The sequence below is a fragment of the Mesorhizobium sp. M0664 genome, assembly GCF_040320565.1.
Lineage (GTDB): Bacteria > Pseudomonadota > Alphaproteobacteria > Rhizobiales > Rhizobiaceae > Mesorhizobium.
Genome location: NZ_JAMYPW010000036.1, coordinates 1 through 21,073, shown reverse-complemented (window position 1 = coordinate 21,073; position 21,073 = coordinate 1). Strand labels below are relative to the sequence as shown.

Sequence of the window (21,073 nt, the reverse complement as noted above, 5' to 3'; positions counted from 1 at the left end):
AGCAGAACAGCAGCCCCCTACGGCTCGTCCCTCACATCGCGCAAATTAGACACAACGCGGCGGTTCTGCGACCTGCAGGCGGTGTCGGGGCACTCGCGGACGAGCCTGTCCTTGCCGTAGCCCTTGGCCCACATGCGGTTGCGGTCTATGCCGCCGGCGGCGAGGTAGTCCATCACCGCATCGGCGCGCTGCTGCGACAGCGCCGTTTCCTTTGCGCCGGGATCGTCGGCGAAACCCTGCAGCTTGAGCAGCCAGCGCGGATGCTTTGCCAACCAAGCGATCTGGGTGTCGAGGGTGGCCTTGGCGACGGAATCGAGCGCGGCCGAACCTTGCGTGAAATAGGTGCGGCGGCCGACATTGAGGATAAAATCCTCCTCGCTGCCCGGCTGCACGTTCTGGAAGCCGGCAACCTCGGTGTTGGTGACGTCGGGTGTGGGAGGGGCCAGCGTGTTGCTGGTCGAGCAGGATGCGGCCAGCAGCAGCAGGCCGGCGGCGAGCAGCCGGCGCGTGTTTTCAATGATGCGGTTCATGAGGCGCCAATCATTCGACAGTGGTGGAAGCGGGCGCCTGGTCGGCGATGTGCGGCAGGACCTGGACCGCGGTGCCGATCGGGCAGCGCTGGTAGAGGTCGATGATGTCTTCCGGGAACATGCGGATGCAGCCGCTGGAAGCGTCGGTGCCGATGCTCCATGGCTCCAGCGTGCCATGCAGGCGGTAGCCGGTGTCGGCGCCGTCGCGGTGCAGATAGAGCGCGCGCGGCCCGAGCGGATTGTTGGACGCGCCGCCTGCGATCATGTCCGGTAGCTCCGGCCTGCGCTTGCGCATTTCGGGAGGCGGGACCCAGTCCGGCCACAGCGCGCGGCGGTCGATCGTCGCGCGGCCGTACCATTTGAAGCCGTCCTTGCCGACGCCGACGCCGTAGCGGATGGCAGTCTTGTTTTCCATGATCACGTAGAGGAAATGGTGGCGGGTATCGACCACGACGGTGCCCACCGGCTCGCTACTGAAATACTTGACGATCTGGCGATGCCATCTCTTGTCGATCTTGGCGAAGTTGGTCTTGCGATACACAAAATTGTTGTCGCTGGCGGTACCGGCGAAAAAGGATTTTGCCGCCGCTGCTTGAGCAATATTGCCGGTTGCACCCATCGCGACCAGCGCCAGGCCGCCGAGCACGACACCCCTGCGTGATAAAACCATCGGCAATATTCCCCCTCATGCCAAAAGCCTGGCGGACCATAGTTGAGAATTACTTCGCCTCAAAGTGGAAAATGCTGCGTTGCTTCAGTCCGCCGTGTCCGGACATTCGTCATTGCCGGGTTCGGGCGGGTAGACCGGGTGATCGGCAGATTGCTCGACGAGCGTGGATACAGGTGGGTTGCGGTCGACCTCGACGCCAAAAATGTAGAGCGGTCCCGGAAAGAACGTCTACCGGTCTTTTCGGCAACGCTTCGCAGGAGGAGATGGTGGCCGCCGCGAAAATTGACAGCGCAAAGGCCCTGGTGATCACTCTGGACGACCCCGAGGCAGCCAAATCGGGCCTTGCGGCGCTGAGACGCAAACTGCCCGACCTCCCGTCAGATGCGATGGCGGAGCGCCTCAACGATCACCGCCATCGCAGGCGAGAGCTGTCGCCTGCTCGGGTAGTAGAGGTGATAGCCCGCAAACGGCGGACTCCAGTCGTCAAGCACGAGCCTAAGGCATCCCTTGGCGATGTGCTGGCTGACGAGGTTTTCCGGGACATAGGCGATCCCGAAACCGCTTATCGCAGCCTCGATCATGGGAATGGACGAATTGAAGGTGAGTTGGCCTTCCACCCGCACACGAAGGTCGCGGCCATCCCTGGCGAATTCCCAGGCATATAATCCGCCGAACGTCGCCTGCCGCATATTGATGCAGTCATGATCGACCAGATCCTGGGGTGCGGTCGGAACCGGATGGCGGGAAAAGTACTCGGGAGAAGCCACGGCCACGAGCCGCCAATCCGGCCCGATGCGCACTGCGATCATATCCCTGTCGATGCTCTCACCAAGCCGCACGCCTGCGTCGAAGCGCTCTTCCACAATGTTCTTCAAGCCGTTGTCGCTGTAGAGCTCGACGCACACGTCAGGATAGTCGCCGAGCAAGGGCTGCAGCTTCGGCCAGACGGTCGTCTGGAGCGCATGGTCGGACAGCGTGATACGGACCGTTCCGGAGGGTTTGTCGCGAAAGGCCACCAGGCTTGCGAGGTCGGCTTGGATTTCCTCGAAGCGGGGAACAAGAGATTGGAAAAGTCGCTCGCCAGCCTCGGTCGGTGCGACGCTCCGCGTCGTACGTGTCAGCAGGCGGACGCCAAGACGAGCTTCAAGCTCCTTGATTGTCGAACTCAGGGTCGACTGCGAGGTTCCGAGCCTGGCCGCCGCCTTGGTGAAGCTGCGCTCCCGCGCGACCGCCACGAACCATAGCAGATCCTTCATGCCATCGCGCTGCATAGGGCACCTCCGGTCGGACATTTATATCATGAGCAGATAAGTCCATGCGAATTACTTAGTCTAATAGTATGGGTTCCTCTGCAATATCTTCCGGCATGGCGATGGGGATGAGCGGCTGATCCGCCCCAGTCGCCTTGCAAGGATGTCAATTATGGAGACGACCTACGACACAAGGCTTGTCGAAGACCGGGCCGCATGGGGCGCGGTGTTGTCGATGGCGCTGTGTGTTTTCGTGCTCATCGCGTCGGAATTCATGCCGGTCAGCCTGCTGTCGCCGCTAGCGGCCGATCTCGGCATCACCGAGGGCCGCACGGGACAGGCGATCTCGATTTCGGGCGCTTTCGCCGTCGTGACCAGCCTGCTGGTCACCGGCCTCACGCGCCGGATCGACCGCCGACTGGTCGTGACCGGCTTCACCCTTCTCCTCATCGTGTCCGGGCTCGCTGTCACCTTCGCGCCGAACTACGCGTTCCTCATGGTCGGCCGGGCGCTGCTCGGCATCGCGATCGGCGGATTCTGGTCGATGTCGACTGCGATCGTCATGCGCCTCGTGCCGCAAGACATGGTTCCGAAGGGTCTCGCCATGCTAAACGCTGGCAATGCCATTGCGGCCACCATCGCCGCGCCGCTGGGCAGTTTTCTTGGCGCCTATGTCGGCTGGCGCGGCGCTTTCTTCCTCGTCGTGCCGCTTGGGGTCCTGGCGCTGGTCTGGCAGTGGACAAGCCTGCCGGCGCTGCCCCCGCGCCGGAGGAAGCGTCCAGGCAATCCGCTGGCGCTCCTCGGCGGTCTTCCTGTCGCCACCGGGATGGCGTCAATCATGATGCTGTTCATGGGTCAGTTCGCGCTCTTCACCTATCTGCGGCCCTTCCTCGCGAGCGTCACCCGGCTCGACATCGCTGCCCTCTCGGCGGTCCTGCTGGCGATGGGGCTGGCGGGGGTGCTCGGCACATGGTGCGTCGGCCGGCTTTTGCGCACGCGCCTGTTCGGCATCCTCGTCGTCATCCCGCTGGTCATGGCTGCGCTGGCCGCTGCGCTCATCGCCCTCGGTGCCTTGCCGGTTCCCACAGCGCTGCTGCTCGTTGCCTGGGGCTTCTTCGGCACGGCCGCGCCCGTTGGCTGGGGCACCTGGCTCAGCCGCACGTTGCCGGACGACGCGGAGGCCGGCGGCGGGCTGCAGGTAGCCGTCATCCAGCTCGCCATCACCGGCGGTGCCGCCATCGGCGGCACGCTCTTCGATACGGTCGGCTGGTGGGGAGCGTTCACTCTAGGCGCGGTGCTGCTCTGCGGATCAGCGCTCGCCGCCTTTGCCGCATCGCATATGGCCCGGAGGTCTTTGCCATGACCATCGAGCGTGCGCCGCTTAGCCGCCGGACATTGCTCGGCGCCGCGCTCGCGGTGGCGGCCCTGCCTCGCGCAGCCGCCGGCCAAGAAGGCGAAGCCTCAGTCAGCCAGGAGCCCACTGACATGAAGATCAGGATGATTTTCAACGGCCGCACCATTACCGCCACGCTCTACGACAATCCGTCGGCGCGCGACTTCTTCTCCATGCTGCCGCTCCACCTCAAGATCGAGGACTACGCGCATAACGAGAAGATCGCCTATCTGCCGCGCAAGCTGACTGAAGAGGGAAGCGGTCCGTTCGCCAACGAGCAGCCCTATGACCTTTGTTATTTCATGCCCTGGGGCAACCTGGCCATGTTCTACGCCGACTATCGCCATCCCGGGCTGATCAGGATCGGCCGCTTCGACGAGGGCGAGCAGGCCCTGCACATTCGCGGCGCGTTCCCGCTTCGCATCGAACGCAGTTGAGGACTCAGAGGAGATCACCATGGACATTCTTCGCGCTGGCACGAGGCCTTCCGGCAAGGGGCCACCTGACTGGTTCACCGGCACGGTGCGATCGATCCGCTCTTCAATCCCTTCGATGCCGGGCGGGTCCAAGGCGCACAGGTGACCTTCGAGCCCGGCGCCCGCACCGCCTGGCACACGCATCCGCTCGGCCAGACGCTGATCGTCGTCTCGGGCCTTGGCCGCGTGCAGCGCGAGGGTGGCCTGGTCGAAGAAATCCGTCCCGGTGACGTCGTCTGGTTCGCGCCCGGCGAAAAGCACTGGCACGGCGCGTCGCCTCAGACCGCCATGACCCACATTGCCCTCCAGGAGGTCAAAGACGGCAAGGTCGTGGACTGGCTGGAACATGTCAGCGACGCCGACTACGGCGCCTGATCTTCTCGACTCGAAAGGAACCAAAATGCGCGCAACTGTTCTTCACAAACCGGGCGACATCCGCTGCGAGGAAATCGCCGATCCGAAAATCATGCAGCCAAAGGACGCCATCATCAAGCTCTCGGCAAGCTGCATCTGCGGCTCGGACCTGTGGCCCTATCGCGGGCTGCAGCCGGTCGACGGCCCGATGCATATGGGCCACGAATATTGTGGCATCGTCGTCGAGGTCGGCGCAGAGGTGCGCACGGTCCGTCCCGGCCAGTTCGTCGTCGGCTCGTTCTGTCTCTCCGACAATACCTGCCCGCACTGCCGCTTCGGCTTCCAGTCGTCCTGCGTGCAACGCGAATTCATGTCGGGCGCGCAGGCGCCTTACGCCCGCGTGCCCTTGGCGGATGGCACACTGGTCGCCACCGCCGAGGTGCCGCCGGCCGAACTCATCCCCGACCTGCTGGCCGTGTCCGATGTGCTCGGCACTGGCTGGTATGCGGCCGACGCAGCCGAGGTCCGAGAAGGATCGACAGTGGTGGTGGTCGGCGACGGTGCGGTCGGCCTGATGGGCGTGCTTGCGGCCAAGGAGATGGGCGCCGAGCGCATCATCGCAATGAGCCGGCACGTCAGCCGCCAAAAACTCGCCCGCGAGTTTGGCGCCACCGACATTGTGGCCGAGCGTGGCGAGGAAGGCGTCGCGCGCATCAAGGAGCTCACCAAGGACGTCGGCGCGGACTCCGTCCTGGAATGCGTCGGCACGGCGGAATCCTTCGACCAGGCGCTGGCCTGCTCTCGCCCTGGCGGCACCATCGGCTATGTCGGGGTGCCGCACGGCGTGAGCTTCGACGGCCAAAAACTATTCTTCGGCCAGAAGCGCATGTTGGGCGGCCCGGCGCCGGTGCGCCGCTTCCTGCCCGACCTTATGGACCGTGTGCTGCAAGGTCGGATCAAGCCCGGCAAGGTCTTCGACCTCAAGCTGCCGTTGGCCGAGGTCGCTGAAGGCTACCGCGCCATGGACGAGCGGCGCGCCATCAAGGTCATGCTTTCGGTGTGAACGAAGATTGGGCGGACGGCCTGTGCGCACCCGCAACTCAGAAAAGGAACAACAACATATGACGATGAGATTGAAGATAGCCCCCCTAGCGCTTGCGCTTTCGGTCGCCACGCCGGCTTTCTCCCAAGAGTCCCCGATCATCGGCGCATGGCGCATGAGGTCGCTCGAGGCCGGCGCCGAGGGAAATCTCAAGCCCGTGCCATATTCCGGCCAGGTCATCTTCACCGAGGCCGGCACCCTCTCCGTGCAGGCCCAGAACCCCGACGCCAAGGCGCCGGACACGCCTTACACGGCGAATGGCTACGAAGCCTATTACGGGCCGGTCGCCATCAACGACCAGGACAAGACCTTCGTCATCACGATCGAGTCCTCCCTGGTCCGCAACCTTGTCGGGAAGAGCATGAAACGCAAATTCGAAGTCTCGGGCAACAAACTGGTCCTCACCCCGGACAATCCGGCCGAAGGCTGGCGCGTAACCTACGAACGTTACTGATCGGAACAGCCCGACTGTCAACATGTCACCGGTGGCCACAATGGCGCGGACTTCAGACCGAAATGGCGCGACAGCGGAACTGGTGCCAATCATGGCGGCTGTCTTCGCCGGCTTCCTCCTGATCGGCTTGGCGCTACCCGTCCTGCCGCTGCATCTTCACCAGCAGCTCGGCTTCGGCCCCTTCGCGGTCGGGCTGGTGACGGGCAGCCAGTTCGTCTCCTCGATGCTGTCGCGCATTGGGGCTGGAAACTATGCCGATGGGCGCGGCGGCAAGCGGGCCGTCATCGTCGGCCTCATTGCCGCTGCCCTGGCGGGGTTCATTTATCTCGGCTCGCTGGCATTGCTCGACCGACCCGTAGCGTCCGCATCGGCGCTCTTCGCCGGCCGGGCGGTACTGGGCGCGTCTGAGAGCTTCATCATCACCGGCGGCGTCGCCTGGGGCCTTTCCCTTGCGGGCGGACAGAACTCCGGAAAGGTCATAGCCTGGGTGGGCATGGCGATGTTCGCGGCGCTCGCGCTAGGCGCGCCGATCGGATCTGCGCTTTACGCGGCGAGCGGCTTCGCCGCGATCGCACTCGCGACGGTCGGCCTGCCGCTGGCGACGCTGCTTGCCATCCTGCCTATGCGTGGCACCAGCCTCGCCGCGAGCGCCGCGCGACAATCATGGACGAGCGTGGCGCAAACGGTCTGGCTTCCCGGCGTCGGAGCTGCTTTCAGCAGCCTTGGCTATGGCGCGATCCTGTCCTTTGGCGCGCTGCTCTTTGCCGAACGCGGCTGGCAGCCGGTCTGGCTTCCCTTCACCGCTTATGCCGCGTCGCTGATCGCGGCAAGGCTGTGCTTCGGCCACCTGCCTGACCGGTTGGGGGGCGCGCGCGTCGCTGTGATCTTCGTGGCGGTCGAGGCGGCGGGGCTGATGCTGATCTGGCTTGCGCCCGGGCCTGTTCTCGCCGCCATCGGAGCGGGCCTGACTGGCCTTGGCTACTCGCTGGTCTATCCCGGTTTCGGTGCCGAGGCCGTAGGCCGTCTTCCGCAACGCAGCCGCGGCCTGGCCATGGGACTCTACACCGTCTTCCTCGACATGGCGCTCGGCTTCGGCAGCCCGGCGCTCGGCTTGGTCGCCGCGTCGGCCGGCCTGCAATTCGTCTTCCTCGTCGTCGCGGCGGCGACGCTTCCGGCGTTGGGCATCGCTCTGCTGCTGGTTCGCCGTAACGCTCCACTATAGCTAGTCTGTGCTCGAGATGTCGCGCAACCACGATCGCCCACTTCGGGCGACGTCTGCTTCCGGGCAATGGCAAGACCGACGTCTACGGCCGACATTGGCGCATTCCGCATCGACGACTTGGGGCCGAAAAGGAGACGTTCGGCGAAACCGTTTGCGCGTTTGGTGCTTGCCATAGCTGGTCGGGATTTTTCCCCGAGACGCCTGAACGATTTATGAAATTTCTTTTTGCAGCGATCGCCGCGTTTTCCGAGAATTCTAAACGGCCTCCTGCGAATGGATTTTACACTAGATTCGAGTCATAGTTTCGCAGGCGCGCCGTGACTGGCGCAGATCGGGCGAATATAAAGCTAAAGATTGTTTGCTTTCGCGCGAAGTTCGAAAATCGAGTTATAACTTGATTTTCTAGCAGTCACACACCATAATGGATATATGGCTTCCTTAGCTCCCCCGTCGGGCGATTAGAAGGAAGAGAGCGAAAGCATAACTTAATGGCACTCAGAAGCGCAGATATTTTGTTTAAGGATCAATCCGCCGGCACGTTGGTCGAAACGGCCAAATGGCGGAACGCGCTTCGACTATCATGCAGACTGGAATAAAGGCGATATCGCCTGCTGCTTCCCCTCCACGCAACGCGAACATGAATGGAAGGTCGGCCTGCATCAGTTCTTCCAGCACCTCGGGGCCGAAGGATGGCTACGCGAACAACAGGCGCGTTCGGCACATGTCGTTGAAGAAGACGACCTTGGGCTGCTCCTTCGTTACGGCGCAGACTGCATTGGGGCCGTCACCATCCGGCCGCCGGACGATGCCGCACAGCTCCCGGAAATCACCGAAGCCACGCCCAGCCCCGGACGCACGGTTTCAGGTGTGCAGAAGAAACTGCTTGTCACTAAGGACGATGAGAACAGGTTTGTTCCCGCGAGTGCGACGGGATCAGCGCCCTATATCGCTAAATTCAATTCCGACCGGATAAACAACCTCGTTCGGAATGAACTCCTGAGCCTGCGATGGACCGCCGCCGTCCTTGGCGAAAGGGAAGTGACCGCGTTCACGACCTCACTCGTCGCGGCTGTTGACGAAACGGCGCTCATTGTTACCCGCTTCGACCGGAAACCGAACGGTGAGAAACTGCGCCTCGAAGACTCTGCGCAGATCCTCCGCAAGCCCAAGGGGCAGGACTACGCAGGTAAGTATGATGCGGCCTACGAGGATATTGCCGCGATCATTCGCCAGCACTCATCGCGCGCGCCAATCGACCTCTTGCGGTTTTTCAACCGCCTGATCGTCTTCACCCTGATTGGGAATTGCGATGCCCACCTGAAAAACTTCTCCCTTCTGGAAACGCCGACGGGCTTAAGGCTATCCCCCGCCTATGATGTGGTGAACACCGCATTTTATGACGGGTTCGACCAGACATTAGCGCTGTCAATCGGCGGTGGGAAAATCCATCTGGAAGCGGCCAACCAGGCGATTTTCCGTGCCTTCGGCAAGGAAATCGGCCTGCCGGATAGGGCCATCGACCAGACATTCAGACAGCTAAAGCGGCAGGTGGAGAAAGCTGCATCCATTATCCGTCCGCCCGTCGCGGAGCCGCCGGACGGCTTCGCGCATAGATTCAAAGAGATCGTGGACAATTCATGCCTGAGAATACTGGAAACATAGCCTCGCTCGCGTGGCAACGGTACGTGGAAGAAACCTTGCGCCGTCGCAAGGCGGAAGGTCTTACACAAAAAGATCATTCGGCTTTGGCGGGTGTCAGCCATCCGACAATGGCTGCGTTCGAGCGTGGTGAAACGACCCTGACACTGGCGAAAGCGCTAGATATCCTGCGCGTCGTGGGTTTGGTGGACGAGCCTACCGAGGGGGACACGCAAGCCCAGTTCGTGCGCGATGCATTTGAGCGTTGGCGTAATCTGGTTGCTCCGCTCCCCGAGGATTCGCCTGCGCGGTTTCCAAATGGCTGGTATCGGTTCGACTACTGGCTTGAGGGCGATCTCAAGATGCGGGAGCTGACCGCCTTTGAACGCATTCTTGAAAAGGCCGTGGTTCGGAAAACGGGCTGGCCGCCGTTCTGGCTTCCGACACGAGAGGCTATTCAGCCGCGTGAAGTTGATGGACTGATTGAATGTTGGCTTGCACCGCAAGGCGAGGAAGTCGAGCGCGGGTTTAATGATCCTGCGCATTGCGATTTCTGGCGCGCGGCACCTTCGGCGCGCATGTTCCTGATCCGCGGTTATCAGGAAGACGGTGCCGAGACATTCCCCGCCGGAACGATCCTCGACACGACGCTTCCCCTATGGCGGATGGGTGAGGTTCTGTTGCACGCGGAAAAGCTTGCATCGCTCCTTCGCAAAGATGCCGATACGGCCGTGACGATTCATTTCCGCGCCATGTTCACGGGCCTGCGCGGTCGTGTGTTGCGCTCCTGGGCTAACCCGCTGAGTGATCTGCTTGTCGAAGGTCATGCGGCGCGAAGCGATGAAGCCGTGCTGGAGGCAAAGTTTTCTGCAAACGACATCGAGAGCCGATTGGCCGAATGCATGCTCCCGTTGTTGACGTCGCTCTTCGAGAGGTTTGGCCTGGCAGGGCTTTCGCTCAACCGCGTCGAGGCGGAAGTGCAACGCTTGTTGAATAGCCGCCTCAGCAAAGAACGTCGTCCGCGCCGCTAGGGTGACCGCAAACCGCTTGAGATGGCGCAAAGACCACAATCTACGGACTCGGCCACGACAGCATGAAGGGACCCATCAAGCGGAGAGCTACTTAAGCTGGTACCCGACGCCGACAGGCCCGCCTGATTCGAACGCCTACACTGAAATTCTCATTTGGCGTTCGGATGTGAGCTTTTAGAAGGCGCTTGGCGCAGCGTAGGCGACCGACCTCAGGCGCAGAGCAGACGGTCGGGTTTCCAACCCGGAGCGACAAGAGCTGACCTTGGTCGGCGCAAGTGTCGTCCTGACGTGACCCAATGCGGTCTTCCGTTGCGAGCGTCGCTTGCTGGAGCGGGTTAAGTCGGTCGGGGGCCAATGGTCTTTTCAATGGAAAGCTAATATACATGGGAAACCCAACGAGCAGCGCCTGCCAGATACTTGAGGAATGCCATGCGAAGGCTCATCTTCACGGCGATGTGTATCGCCGCCGCATCAGCCGCTAACGCCCATGATTGGTACGAAGATAAGATTGACCCACAGACCAAATTCAAGTGCTGCGGCGGTTCAGATTGCCGCGCCATACCTCGGTCTTCGGTGCGGTCCAGGGTGGACGGCGGGTACACTTATTTGCCGCATAATTTCACCATCCCACGGGACCGGGTACAGGAATCCCCGGACGGGCAATACCATATCTGCGAAAATAAATATGTTGTAACCAACCAGCTGTATTGGCGTTGCTTCTTCGCACCTCGTGTCGATGTATCTATACTTCTAAAGCATTAACCGCGCGTCGCTTCCGCAACTTACATATGCAATGTGCTAGTCCAATTAATTCTGTTGGACTTTCTTCAAAATTGCCGAAGCTCAAGCGGTGCGCGACTGCCCCAGGGATTTCATTGGATACGTCGCGGCTATCGAGAGCCTGCGCCCCTGGGCGTAACTCCATGGGCGCCGCCGCGGGTGACTTCTGGGCGCGCTCCGCAATTCGGCGACGGTCCAGATTTGATCGTGTCGGCGCGGCCGTGATTGTATAGATTGGCTGCGTGGCCCGCCTTGCCCGCATTGTCGTTCCAAGTCCACTCGCCACGTGACGCAAACGCGGTAACGGCTGGCGATTTCGACCACGATGGACAGCCAAGCGATAGGGGATAACTGGCGCGGGATCATCAGCACGGTTCATGCGGGAGCGGCATTCGCCGGATGGGGCAGCTGCGGCTGCAGTCTCGAATTTGACGCATCAGCACTTGCAAATCGTCAGCCGAGGTCTTTTGCTCGCGCGATAGTTGCCCTTGACCGTTGAATGGTTGGCGAACAGATGAACAAAATCGATCGACGGCGGCCAGAATCAGAAACGGACGCCACAGTAAATGCCGCAAGACTTGGAACTCGGCTGCGCCTCGCCCGCCAGACACGCGGCATGACGCTGAAGAGGCTGGCCGCGGCTGCGAATTGCTCGGAAAGCCTGCTGTCCAAGATCGAGAACGGCAAGGCTTCGCCATCCCTGCCCATGCTTCACCGTCTGGTCGAGGTTCTCGACACCAACATCGGCTGGATGTTCGAGCAAGTCGACGACGACGAGGCGATCGTATTCCGGGCGGGCGCAAGGCCTTTGATCGCGCTCGACGCGCTACGGCGTGGGGAAGGAATTTCGCTCGAACGCATCATCCCGTATTCGCCTGGCCACCTCTTGCAATGCAACATCCATCACATCGAGGCAGAGGGCTCGAGCGAAGGTCCGATCCAGCATGCCGGCGAGGAAGTCGGCTACGTGCTCGCCGGGCGGGTCGAACTGATCGTCGACGGCAAGTGCCATGCTCTCGCCACGGGTGATGCCTTCGTGTTCAGGTCGGAGCTGCCGCATCATTACCGCAACATCGGCGAGGAACGCGCTAGCATTTTCTGGGTCAACACGCCGGCGACTTTCTGAGCAACGCTCTGCGTTCATTTGGATTGACAAATATTCAAGTCTCTTGAATGCTTGCCTCGTGCCTGTAGCACCAACGGGACCAGCCGAGGTCTGGTCCGCAAGTAAGGGGAACCGAAATGCGTCTGTTCAAACTTCTCGCCGGCTGTGCCGCCGCCATTGCCATGGGCTCGGCAGCCATGGGATCGGCGCTTGCCGATACGTTCGCTCTCGTCAACATCAACCAGCAGGCCCTGTTCTTCAACCAGATCAACGAGGGCGCGCAAAAGGCTGCCGACGCCGCTGGCGCCAAGCTGGTCATTTTCAACGCCAACAATGTGCCGAGCGCGCAGAACGACGCGATCGAGAACTACATCACGCAGAAAGTCGACGGCATCATTCTGGTCGCCATCGACGTCAACGGCGTCAAGCCTGCGATTACTGCAGCCAAGGCGGCCGGCATTCCCGTCATAGCCATCGACGCGCAGATCCCCGACGGCGACAATATTTCGTTCATCGGCGTCGACAACACCAAGGCCGGCGAGGACATCGGCAAATTCTACGCCGACTATGTGAAGACCGATATGGCCGGCAAGGCCAAGATCGGCATCGTCGGCGCACTCAATTCATTCATCCAGAACCAGCGGCTCGACGGCTTCAAGAAGGCGGTGACCGAAAGCGGCCAGGGCGTCACCTTCCTCGACACAGTCGACGGCCAGAACGTTCAGGAGACCGCCTTGAGCGCTTCGGAAAACCTGATGACGGCCAATCCGGACATGAACTCGCTTTATGCGACCGGAGAGCCGGCCTTGCTCGGCGCCGTTTCGGCGGTGACCAGCCAGGGCCGCACCGGCGACGTCAAGGTGTTCGGCTGGGATCTGACCAAGCAGGCCGTTCAGGGCATCGACGACGGCTGGGTGGTGGCGGTCGTGCAGCAGGATCCGGCCGGCGAAGGCAAGGCCGCGGTCGAAGCGCTGGGCAAGATCAAGAAGGGCGAGAAAATCGACCCGATCATCAATATCCCGGTGACGATCGTGACCAAGAAGAATGTCGACCAATATCGCGCGATGTTCAAGTAAACTGCGTCGGCGACCGAGCCGCGGCGCCGCCCGAGGCTGCGCCGCGGATCCCTTGCAATCGCGTGGAATTCCATATGAGCAGTGGCCAGACCTATCGGGTGCGGATGAGCGGCATCTCAAAGCGCTACAACGCCATCCAGACGCTCGATGACGTGTCGCTGACGCTGAAGCCGGGCGAGGTGCTGGGGCTGGTCGGCGACAATGGCGCCGGCAAGTCGACATTGAGCAAGGTGCTGTCGGGGGCAGTGGTTCCCGACGCCGGCACCATCGAGATCGACGGCAAGCCGGTGATCTTCAGCTCGCCGGCGGACGCACGTGCGGCGCGCGTCGAGATGGTCTACCAGGACTTGTCGCTGTGCGACACGGTCGATGTCGCCGGCAATCTGTTTCTCGGCCGCGAGCCGCGCCGCCGCATCGCAGGCATTTCCTTTCTCGACAAGAAGCGCATGCATGACGAGACGCGCCAGATGCTCGATCGGCTCGGCATCGTCATTGCCGACACGCGGCTCAAGGTCGAAAACCTCTCCGGCGGGCAGCGCCAGTCGATCGCGATCGGCCGCGCCGCCTCGTTCGAGCCGGCCGTGCTGATCATGGACGAGCCGACGGCAGCGCTTGCCGTGGCCGAAGTCGAGGCGGTGCTCGAACTGATCCGCGCGGTCAGTGCGCGCGGTGTCAGCGTCATCCTGATCACGCACCGGCTGCAGGATCTGTTCCTCGTCTGCGATCGCATCCAGGTCATGTATGAAGGGCGCAATGTCGCCGAGCGGCTGATCGGCGAGACCAATATCGAAGACGTGGTCAATCTGATCGTCGGCCGCAAGTTCAGTGCGCGTTCCGCCACCAATGGCTATCGCGGTGGAGCGCCGGCATGAGCGACGCGATCCACACCGCCCAGCCCTCACGAGTACGCAGGGGCACCTGGCGCGATGCGCTGCTCGCCAATGGCAGCGTCGTCTCGATCGCGCTGTTCTTTCTGGTCGTCTGCATCATCTTCTCGGTTGCGACCGACGCGTTTCTGACATCGCCCAATCTGTTGAACATCCTGCGGCAGTCGGCGCCGCTGCTGATCGTCGCCGCGGCAATGACTTTCGTCATCACCACTGGCGGCATCGATCTTTCGGTCGGCTCCGTGCTGGCGCTGGTGGCGACGCTGTCGGCGACGGTTTTGCAGTTTGGCCTGCCGTGGCCAGTCGTTATCCTCGCCATGTTGGCGCTCGGCGCCCTGCTTGGGGCGGTACAGGGCTATTTCATTGCCTATGAGGGCATCCCGTCCTTCATCGTCACGCTTGCCGGGCTTTCGGTGATCCGTGGCGTGGCGCTGCTGATCACCGGCGGCTATTCCATCCCCATCGAGCCAGGAAGCGCTTTCACCGTGCTGGGCCGCGCCTGGTTTCTTGGCGTGCCGGTGCCGGCGCTGATCGCGCTGACGATCCTGGTCATCGCCTATCTCGCCTTCAACGAGACGCCATTCGGCCGCTATGTCACCGGTATCGGTGCCAATGCCGAGGCGGTGCGGCGCGCCGGCGTCAACACGCGGCAGACGACGCTCTTCGTCTATGTGATTTCCGCCACCGCGGCAGCCCTTGCCGGGATCATTATTGCTGCCCGGCTTGGATCGGGATCTTCGAATGCCGGCCAGGGTTTCGAGCTGGAAGTCATCGCCGCCGTCGTGCTCGGCGGCACCAGCCTGTTCGGCGGCCGCGGAACGATCATCGGCACGGTGCTCGGCGCGCTGACCGTGGCCGTCATCGGCAACGGCCTGATCCTGGCGCATCTGTCGCCTTTCCTGACGCCGATAGTCACTGGAACGATCATCCTGATCGCTATCTGGCTGAACTTCCGCCTGTTTCGCGGCGCCGTGCGGAGCCGTTGAGCCGATGAGCGATCTGTTCGATGACGCGGTGCCCAGGCGACGGCTGCCAATCGGCGTCGAAACCGGCCATGTGATGACCGTGCTCGGCCCGGTTCCGGTCGAGGAGATGGGCATTACGCTGATGCACGAGCACATCTTGCTCGATGGTGCGCGCAGCTGGAAATGCCCCTGCCATCCCGATGACATGGCGATCGCCGAGCAGCCGGTGAACATCGAGATCATCGGCGAGTTGCGCATGAACCCATACGTCAACCGCGACAACGTTTCGCTCGACGACGCCGACCTGGCGCTGTCTGAGCTGCAGCGCTATCGCGCGCTGGGCGGCCACACCGTCGTCGATGCCACTAATATCGGCATCGGCCGCGCGCCCGAAAAGCTCGCTCGCATCAGCCGCATGTCCGGCCTGAAGATCGTCATGGGCACCGGCTTCTATCTCGAGCACACCCATCCCGAATGGCTGAAGGCGATGGATGTGGACGCCGTGACCGAGTTCATCGTCAACGATGTCGGCGGCGGCGAGACGCAGCCGCCGATCATGGCCGGGCTGATCGGCGAAGTCGGCGTCAGCAAGGATTTCACCGCCGAGGAACGCAAGTCGCTGCGAGCTTCGGCGCGCGCCTCGCGCATAACCGGCGTGCCGCTGTCGATCCATCTGCCTGGCTGGGAGCGGCTGGCACACGAGGTGCTCGATATCGTCGAGGCCGAGGGCGCCGATCTTCGCCACACCGTGCTCTGCCACATGAACCCGAGCCACGACGATCCCGATTACCAGAAAAGCCTCGCCCGGCGCGGCGCGTTCCTCGAATACGACATGATCGGCATGGACTATTATTATGCCGACCAGGACGCGCAATCGCCCTCGGACGAAGAGAACGCACGCGCCATCGCCGCCCTTGTCGAGGCGGGCTTCGGCGACCGCCTGCTGTTGTCGCAGGATGTGTTCCTCAAGATCATGCTGACGCGCTTCGGTGGCTTCGGCTATGGCTATATCCTGAAGCATTTCATACCGCGCCTGAAACGCCATGGCGTCGAGCAGCCGGCCATCGACCGCATGCTGATCGCCAATCCGAAAAGCGTATTCGCGCGGCTCTAAGCGGCCTGGAATTACACTGGAGTTCAAATGTCCAAGAAAAAGATCCTGCTTGCCGGCGAATCCTGGGTGTCGACCGCGACCCATATCAAGGGTTTCGACCAGTTTCCGACCGTTACCTACCACACCGGCGCAGACGAGTTGCTGGGCGCGCTGAAGGCGACCGACTTCGACGTCACGTTCATGCCGGCGCATGAGGCGCAGCGCGGCTTTCCACAGACCATGGAGGCGCTGTCGGCCTATGACGCGGTCGTGCTCTCCGACATCGGCGCCAACACGCTGCTGCTGCATCCCGACACCTGGGTCCACTCCAAGCCGACGCCGAACCGCCTGCGCCTGCTCCGCGATTACGTCAGCGGCGGCGGCGGTCTATTGATGTTCGGCGGTTACTACAGCTTCCAGGGCATCAACGGCGGCGCGCGCTACCGCAAGACCCCGGTCGAGGACGTGCTGCCGGTGAATTGCCTGGCCTACGACGACCGCGTCGAGGTTCCCGAAGGTTTTGCGCCCGTGCCGAAACCAGGGTCGAGCCATCCCATCCTCAGGGGCCTCGGCTCGGACTGGCCGATCCTGCTGGGTTTTAACGAGGTGACGCTGAAGGACGGGGCCGAGGTCCTGGCCAGTGTGTCGTCGGATTATGGCTCGCTGCCGCTGCTTGTCACCGGCCGTTACGGCAAGGGCCGCACCGTGGCCTGGACATCCGATGTCGGGCCGCATTGGCTGCCGCCGCAATTCATCGCCTGGCCAGGCTACAAGACCCTGTTCGAACAGATGCTGGGCTGGGCGACCGGTGAGAGCTGAGCCATGCATGTCCACGTCGTCGGCAATGCCTGCGTCGACACCATGTTTCGTGTCGGCCGCTTCCCTGCCCCGGGCGAGACCTTGAATGCCGTGAGCTACGCCGACGGTCTCGGCGGCAAGGGCGCCAACCAGGCGGTCGCAGCAGCACGGACTGGTGCAGAGGTGACGTTCTGGACGGCGCTCGGCAAGGACCCCGCAGGCGCATGGATCAGGAGGCGCCTCGACAGCGAGCTGTCAGACCTTGAGGTGAGCGAATTCGAGCTGCCGAGCGACCGCTCGACCATCGTCGTCGATAAAGGCGGAGAGAATTTCATCGTCAGCGGCGTCGCCTGCAGCGAGGCCTTCGATCCGGTGACGCAGACAGCACTTGTCCGCTGGATCGCCCCCGGCGACATCCTCGTCTGCCAGGGAAATTTGCGGACTGCCGTGACCAATTCCTGCCTCAGAGCAGCAAAGGGAAACGGTGCGCGCACCGTTCTCAACGCCAGCCCGATCGACACGGCCTCGCTGCCCGATCTCGGCCTGGCGGAGGTTCTGGTGGTCAACCAATCCGAAGCGCAAATCTTGACCGGCCGGGATGACATCGCGGCGGCGGCCGATGCGCTGGTGGCCAAAAGCGCAGGCACCGTCGTCATCACTCTCGGCGCCGCAGGCTGTCTCCTGCTTGGCCCGGGCCATGAAGAGCCGCTTCGTTTGCCGGCGCCGCAGGTCGAAGCGCTCGACACCAGCGGCGCGGGCGATGTGTTCTGCGGCTGTCTGGCCGGTGGGCTTGCCCGGGGCATGCCGGTCATCTCGGCGCTGAAGCTGGCGCTCGCCGCCGCTGCAATCGCCGTGACACGGCCGGGCACGCTGGCATCCTGTCCTTCCGCCTCCGAGATGGCGGCGCTCATCGATCAAATGGAGCTCTCATGACCCAGCTCGGCCAATCTGGCGGCGACGCGCTCGTAGACCTTTTCGGCCGCACAAAGGTGGTGATCGGCGTCGTTCATCTGGCGCCGCTGCCCGGCGCGCCGCGCTATGACGGCGAGGCTATCGAGGCGATCTACCAGCGCGGGCTCGACGACGCCAAGGCCTATCTCGACGGCGGCTGCGACGGCGTCATCGTCGAGAACCATGGCGACATCCCGTTCGCCAAGCCTGATGATATCGGCCCGGAGACGGCGGCCTATATGGCGGTCGTTTCCGACCGCATCCGCCGTGAACTCGGCAGGCCGATCGGCATCAATGTGCTGGCCAATGCCGCGATCCCGGCCCTGGCGATCGCCAGCGCAGCCGGCGCCGGCTTCGTGCGAGTCAATCAATGGGCGAATGCCTACGTCGCCAATGAGGGCTTTGTCGAAGGCGAATCGGGCCGCGCGGCACGCTACCGCGCCAGGCTGCGTGCCAACGGCATCCGCATTTTCGCCGATGCGCATGTCAAGCACGGCGCACACGCCATCGTCGCCGACCGCCCGGTGGAGGAACTGGTCAAGGACCTGGTCTTCTTCGACGCCGACGCCATCATCGCCACTGGCCAGCGCACCGGCCACGCCGCGGATTTGGGCTACATAAGCATGATCAAGCAGGCCGCCGGCCTGCCGACGCTGGTCGGCAGCGGTGTCACGCCGGACAATGCCAAGGATATCCTCGCCATCGTCGACGGGGTCATCATCGCCAGCGCGCTGAAGCACGACGGCGTCTGGTGGAACCAGGTCGACTCTGCTCGAGTAAAGGCTTTCATGGGTGGTCTGAAGCGATAACTGGACTACCCTACCGAGGGGCTTGGGGTCCGCTTGATCAGAGACGACGGACGGGCCCAGGATACTGCGCGACCAGATCGTCGACGGTCAGCAAAGTAATGCCTTCCACAATCGATTGAGCGTAAGCGATGTTCCGACGGCACCTTTCGGGGATCGGCGTGAAGGACGATGTTCGGAGCCCGTTGAGGGCTTCGACATATGACGATTTCAGAGCTTACGCTTAAGTCGAACGACTTGGAGCCGGTGCGCCGGTTCGAGGTGTTCACGGGCTCCGGCCGGCGACGCGAATGGCCTCCAGAGGAGAAGGCGCGGATCGTTGCGGAGAGCTACGAGGCTGGCGAGACGGTTTGTGCTGTAGCTCGCCGATATGCGCTTTCCCCGCAGCAATTGTTTGCTTGGCGCCGGGCTGCGCGTCAGCCCTCGGCGGAGGCGCCGGCATCAGAATCCCTGTTCGTTCCTGCGGCGGTTGCGGCGTCCTTGCCGGAACCGGTGGCGCAGCGCCCAGCACGACCACGGAAGCAGAAGGCGGTCCGCGACGCTGGCGTGATCGAGCTTGAGATCGACGGAGTCGCCATGCGCGTTGGCCGCGGCGCCGACACCAAAACGGTGGCTGCTATAATCCGCGCGCTTAAGGCAACGACGTGATCGGGCCGACGGGTGCGGTCAAGGTAATGGTGGCGACAAAGCCAGTCGACTTCCGCAAGGGTGCGGAGGGGCTGGCGGCGCTGGTGCGCGAGACGATGGGCGCCGATCCGTTCAGCGGCGCCGTCTACGTCTTCCGGGCGAAGCGCATCGACCGGATCAAGCTGATCTTCTGGGATGGCACCGGCGTCTGCCTCTATGCCAAGCGCCTGGAGGAGGGCGAGTTCCGCTGGCCGAAAGTGCAGGACGGCGTGATGCGGCTGACGGCCGCGCAACTATCGGCGCTATTGGAAGGACTGGACCGGCGGCGGGTCCACGAGGCGCGCCGGACCCGCGTTCCGGTTCAGGCGGGCTGACCGCGACGAAGTGAATCAGGCTGGATTCCGCTGTCGCGGGCTGTCGGCGAATATGGTCTGATCCGGTCATGACGATGACGGCTGACCAGCTTCCCGACGATCCGGACGCGCTGAAGGCGATGGTCCTGGCGCGCGACGTCGAGAACGCCCGTCTGATCCAGATCATCAAGGAATTGCAGCGTCATCGCTTCGGCCGAAAAGCTGAGACGCTCCCCGAGGATCAGTTGCTGCTGGGGCTCGAAGAGGCCGAGCAGATCGAGGCTGCCGGTGACGAAGAGCAGGCACAGACTGCTCTTGGCGAACGTCAGGCGCGTGTCGCCAAGCGCCGGGCGAACCGCGGTGCGTTGCCACCCCACCTGCCGCGCACGGAGATGGTCGTCGACATCGAGGACCATACCTGCCCGTGCTGCCGCAACGGCCTGCATCGGATCGGTGAGGATGTGAGCGAGCGGCTCGATATCGTTCCGGCGCAGCTGCGTGTGATCGTCGTGCGCCGGCCCAAATATGCCTGCCGCGCCTGTGAGGATGTGGTCGTTCAGGCTCCCGCGCCGGCCCGGCTGATCGAGGGTGGTCTTCCGACCGAGGCAACGGTCGCCCAGGTGCTGGTCTCCAAATACGCCGATCACGTGCCGCTCTATCGTCAGGCGCAGATCTATGCCCGGCAAGGCATCAATCTCGATCGTTCCACGCTCGCCGACTGGGTCGGCCGCGCCGCCTGGCATCTGCGTCCGGTGCATGAGCGGCTGCTTGGCAAGCTGAAGTCCTCTCCAAAACTCTTCGCCGACGAGACAACCGCGCCGGTGCTCGATCCGGGCCGCGGCAAGACGAAGACGGGCCAACTCTGGGCCTATGCCCGCGATGACCGACCATGGGAGGGAAGCGATCCGCCGGGCGTCGCCTATGTCTATGCGCCGGACCGAAAGGCCGAGCGTCCGATCGCTCATCTCGCAGGCTTCACCGGAATCCTTCAGGTCGACGGCTATGGCGGCTATCGGGTGCTGGCCGACAAGAGCGGCGTGACGCTCGCCTTCTGCTGGGCGCACGTTCGCCGACGGTTCTATGAATTGGCCGCCGCTGGCCCCGCGCCGATTGCCAGCGAGGCGCTGAGAAGGATCGTGCAACTCTACAGAATAGAGGACGATATCCGCGGCCGATCGGCCGACGAACGCCTTGCCGCACGTCAGGAGAAGAGTACTCCAATCGTAGCTGCATTCGACCCATGGCTGCGTGAGAAGCTCGGCCTGATCAGTCAGAAGACCAAGCTCGCAGAGGCGATCCGCTACACGCTCTCACGCTGGGAAGGCCTCTCGCGCTTCCTCGAAGACGGCCGCATCGAGATCGACAGCAACGTGGTCGAGCGCTCCATCCGTCCCATCGCGCTCAACCGCAAGAATGCGCTCTTCGCAGGCTCCGACGGCGGTGCGATATACTGCTCATCTGTCGATCGCCTTATAAATTAAAGACATTTTGGCGCGGATCATGAGACGCCGG

Annotated in this window: 20 protein-coding genes and 3 pseudogenes; 20 read left to right on the top strand and 3 right to left on the bottom strand. The window is 62.9% G+C overall.

What is annotated here, in order from left to right:
* Positions 1–17: 17 nt before the first annotated feature.
* The 3 genes from NKI39_RS24810 to NKI39_RS24800 form a co-directional block, all read right to left on the bottom strand.
* Entirely contained in the window at positions 18–530 is a 513-nt protein-coding gene (locus tag NKI39_RS24810; RefSeq protein ID WP_352474289.1) for an OmpA family protein, read from the bottom strand.
* A gap of 10 nt (positions 531–540) precedes the next feature.
* Positions 541–1,200, bottom strand: coding sequence for a L,D-transpeptidase (locus tag NKI39_RS24805; RefSeq protein WP_352474291.1), 660 nt, complete (start codon positions 1,198–1,200; stop codon positions 541–543).
* Between the two features lie 377 nt (positions 1,201–1,577).
* Entirely contained in the window at positions 1,578–2,471 is an 894-nt protein-coding gene (locus NKI39_RS24800) for a LysR family transcriptional regulator (protein ID WP_352835076.1), read from the bottom strand.
* A 151-nt stretch (positions 2,472–2,622) separates the two neighbouring features.
* Between NKI39_RS24800 and NKI39_RS24795 the strand changes: the two genes are divergently transcribed.
* From NKI39_RS24795 to tnpC, 20 genes and pseudogenes are all read left to right on the top strand, one after another.
* Positions 2,623–3,813, top strand: a complete 1,191-nt coding sequence (locus NKI39_RS24795) for an MFS transporter (protein ID WP_352835073.1) — start codon at positions 2,623–2,625, stop codon at positions 3,811–3,813.
* Entirely contained in the window at positions 3,810–4,280 is a 471-nt protein-coding gene (locus NKI39_RS24790; protein WP_352835070.1) for a cyclophilin-like fold protein, read from the top strand. The genes NKI39_RS24795 and NKI39_RS24790 overlap by 4 nt, the downstream gene beginning before the upstream one ends.
* A 19-nt stretch (positions 4,281–4,299) precedes the next feature.
* A pseudogene (locus tag NKI39_RS24785) lies at positions 4,300–4,694 on the top strand ((R)-mandelonitrile lyase).
* Positions 4,695–4,719: 25 nt separating this feature from the next.
* Positions 4,720–5,736 (top strand): zinc-dependent alcohol dehydrogenase family protein, encoded by a 1,017-nt coding sequence (locus NKI39_RS24780; protein ID WP_352835067.1) that lies wholly within the window; start codon positions 4,720–4,722, stop codon positions 5,734–5,736.
* A 58-nt stretch (positions 5,737–5,794) separates the two neighbouring features.
* On the top strand, positions 5,795–6,229 hold the full coding sequence (locus NKI39_RS24775; RefSeq protein WP_352835064.1) for a lipocalin-like domain-containing protein: 435 nt from the start codon (positions 5,795–5,797) through the stop codon (positions 6,227–6,229).
* A gap of 22 nt (positions 6,230–6,251) precedes the next feature.
* Complete coding sequence (locus NKI39_RS24770; protein WP_352835062.1) at positions 6,252–7,451, top strand: arabinose transporter; 1,200 nt, start codon at positions 6,252–6,254, stop codon at positions 7,449–7,451.
* Between the two features lie 507 nt (positions 7,452–7,958).
* A pseudogene (locus tag NKI39_RS24765) lies at positions 7,959–8,183 on the top strand (HipA N-terminal domain-containing protein); the annotation flags it as partial.
* Between the two features lie 135 nt (positions 8,184–8,318).
* Complete coding sequence (locus NKI39_RS24760; RefSeq protein WP_352835059.1) at positions 8,319–9,113, top strand: HipA domain-containing protein; 795 nt, start codon at positions 8,319–8,321, stop codon at positions 9,111–9,113.
* Positions 9,089–10,120 carry a helix-turn-helix domain-containing protein gene (locus NKI39_RS24755; RefSeq protein WP_352835057.1) on the top strand — a complete coding sequence of 344 codons (1,032 nt, stop codon included), beginning with the start codon at positions 9,089–9,091 and terminating at the stop codon, positions 10,118–10,120. The genes NKI39_RS24760 and NKI39_RS24755 overlap by 25 nt, the downstream gene beginning before the upstream one ends.
* A 1,294-nt stretch (positions 10,121–11,414) precedes the next feature.
* Complete coding sequence (locus NKI39_RS24750; RefSeq protein WP_352835054.1) at positions 11,415–12,026, top strand: cupin domain-containing protein; 612 nt, start codon at positions 11,415–11,417, stop codon at positions 12,024–12,026.
* Positions 12,027–12,142: 116 nt separating this feature from the next.
* Positions 12,143–13,081: an ABC transporter substrate-binding protein gene (locus tag NKI39_RS24745; RefSeq protein ID WP_352542622.1), complete on the top strand. Its 939-nt coding sequence runs from the start codon at positions 12,143–12,145 to the stop codon at positions 13,079–13,081.
* A gap of 74 nt (positions 13,082–13,155) precedes the next feature.
* A complete protein-coding gene (locus NKI39_RS24740) occupies positions 13,156–13,953 on the top strand; it encodes an ATP-binding cassette domain-containing protein (RefSeq protein ID WP_023721835.1) in 798 nt (265 codons plus the stop codon).
* Positions 13,950–14,954, top strand: coding sequence for an ABC transporter permease (locus tag NKI39_RS24735; protein ID WP_352835051.1), 1,005 nt, complete (start codon positions 13,950–13,952; stop codon positions 14,952–14,954). The genes NKI39_RS24740 and NKI39_RS24735 overlap by 4 nt, the downstream gene beginning before the upstream one ends.
* Positions 14,955–14,958: 4 nt before the next feature.
* Complete coding sequence (locus NKI39_RS24730) at positions 14,959–16,047, top strand: phosphotriesterase family protein (protein WP_023679226.1); 1,089 nt, start codon at positions 14,959–14,961, stop codon at positions 16,045–16,047.
* A gap of 27 nt (positions 16,048–16,074) precedes the next feature.
* Positions 16,075–16,845 carry a glutamine amidotransferase gene (locus tag NKI39_RS24725; protein WP_352685652.1) on the top strand — a complete coding sequence of 257 codons (771 nt, stop codon included), beginning with the start codon at positions 16,075–16,077 and terminating at the stop codon, positions 16,843–16,845.
* A gap of 3 nt (positions 16,846–16,848) precedes the next feature.
* Complete coding sequence (locus NKI39_RS24720; protein ID WP_352835049.1) at positions 16,849–17,757, top strand: ribokinase; 909 nt, start codon at positions 16,849–16,851, stop codon at positions 17,755–17,757.
* Positions 17,754–18,584 (top strand): BtpA/SgcQ family protein, encoded by an 831-nt coding sequence (locus tag NKI39_RS24715; protein WP_352474307.1) that lies wholly within the window; start codon positions 17,754–17,756, stop codon positions 18,582–18,584. Before NKI39_RS24720 ends, NKI39_RS24715 begins: the two co-directional genes overlap by 4 nt.
* A 243-nt stretch (positions 18,585–18,827) precedes the next feature.
* On the top strand, positions 18,828–19,229 hold the full coding sequence (tnpA, locus tag NKI39_RS24710) for an IS66-like element accessory protein TnpA (RefSeq protein WP_352614538.1): 402 nt from the start codon (positions 18,828–18,830) through the stop codon (positions 19,227–19,229).
* Positions 19,226–19,582, top strand: coding sequence for an IS66 family insertion sequence element accessory protein TnpB (gene tnpB, locus NKI39_RS24705; RefSeq protein ID WP_352835046.1), 357 nt, complete (start codon positions 19,226–19,228; stop codon positions 19,580–19,582). The genes tnpA and tnpB overlap by 4 nt, the downstream gene beginning before the upstream one ends.
* 68 nt (positions 19,583–19,650) lie before the next feature.
* Positions 19,651–21,036: pseudogene (gene tnpC / locus NKI39_RS24700) on the top strand (IS66 family transposase); the annotation flags it as partial.
* Positions 21,037–21,073 lie beyond the last annotated feature (37 nt).

Excerpts from the sequence above, each read along its gene's own strand:
- NKI39_RS24810 (WP_352474289.1), bottom strand. The coding sequence starts at position 530 with ATGAACCGCATCATTGAAAACACGCGCCGGCTGCTCGCCGCCGGCCTG.
- NKI39_RS24805 (WP_352474291.1), bottom strand. The coding sequence starts at position 1,200 with ATGGTTTTATCACGCAGGGGTGTCGTGCTCGGCGGCCTGGCGCTGGTC.
- NKI39_RS24800 (WP_352835076.1), bottom strand. The coding sequence starts at position 2,471 with ATGCAGCGCGATGGCATGAAGGATCTGCTATGGTTCGTGGCGGTCGCG.
- NKI39_RS24795 (WP_352835073.1), top strand. The coding sequence starts at position 2,623 with ATGGAGACGACCTACGACACAAGGCTTGTCGAAGACCGGGCCGCATGG.
- NKI39_RS24790 (WP_352835070.1), top strand. The coding sequence starts at position 3,810 with ATGACCATCGAGCGTGCGCCGCTTAGCCGCCGGACATTGCTCGGCGCC.
- NKI39_RS24780 (WP_352835067.1), top strand. The coding sequence starts at position 4,720 with ATGCGCGCAACTGTTCTTCACAAACCGGGCGACATCCGCTGCGAGGAA.
- NKI39_RS24775 (WP_352835064.1), top strand. The coding sequence starts at position 5,795 with ATGACGATGAGATTGAAGATAGCCCCCCTAGCGCTTGCGCTTTCGGTC.
- NKI39_RS24770 (WP_352835062.1), top strand. The coding sequence starts at position 6,252 with ATGTCACCGGTGGCCACAATGGCGCGGACTTCAGACCGAAATGGCGCG.
- NKI39_RS24755 (WP_352835057.1), top strand. The coding sequence starts at position 9,089 with ATGCCTGAGAATACTGGAAACATAGCCTCGCTCGCGTGGCAACGGTAC.
- NKI39_RS24750 (WP_352835054.1), top strand. The coding sequence starts at position 11,415 with ATGAACAAAATCGATCGACGGCGGCCAGAATCAGAAACGGACGCCACA.
- NKI39_RS24745 (WP_352542622.1), top strand. The coding sequence starts at position 12,143 with ATGCGTCTGTTCAAACTTCTCGCCGGCTGTGCCGCCGCCATTGCCATG.
- NKI39_RS24740 (WP_023721835.1), top strand. The coding sequence starts at position 13,156 with ATGAGCAGTGGCCAGACCTATCGGGTGCGGATGAGCGGCATCTCAAAG.
- NKI39_RS24735 (WP_352835051.1), top strand. The coding sequence starts at position 13,950 with ATGAGCGACGCGATCCACACCGCCCAGCCCTCACGAGTACGCAGGGGC.
- NKI39_RS24730 (WP_023679226.1), top strand. The coding sequence starts at position 14,959 with ATGAGCGATCTGTTCGATGACGCGGTGCCCAGGCGACGGCTGCCAATC.
- NKI39_RS24725 (WP_352685652.1), top strand. The coding sequence starts at position 16,075 with ATGTCCAAGAAAAAGATCCTGCTTGCCGGCGAATCCTGGGTGTCGACC.
- NKI39_RS24720 (WP_352835049.1), top strand. The coding sequence starts at position 16,849 with ATGCATGTCCACGTCGTCGGCAATGCCTGCGTCGACACCATGTTTCGT.
- NKI39_RS24715 (WP_352474307.1), top strand. The coding sequence starts at position 17,754 with ATGACCCAGCTCGGCCAATCTGGCGGCGACGCGCTCGTAGACCTTTTC.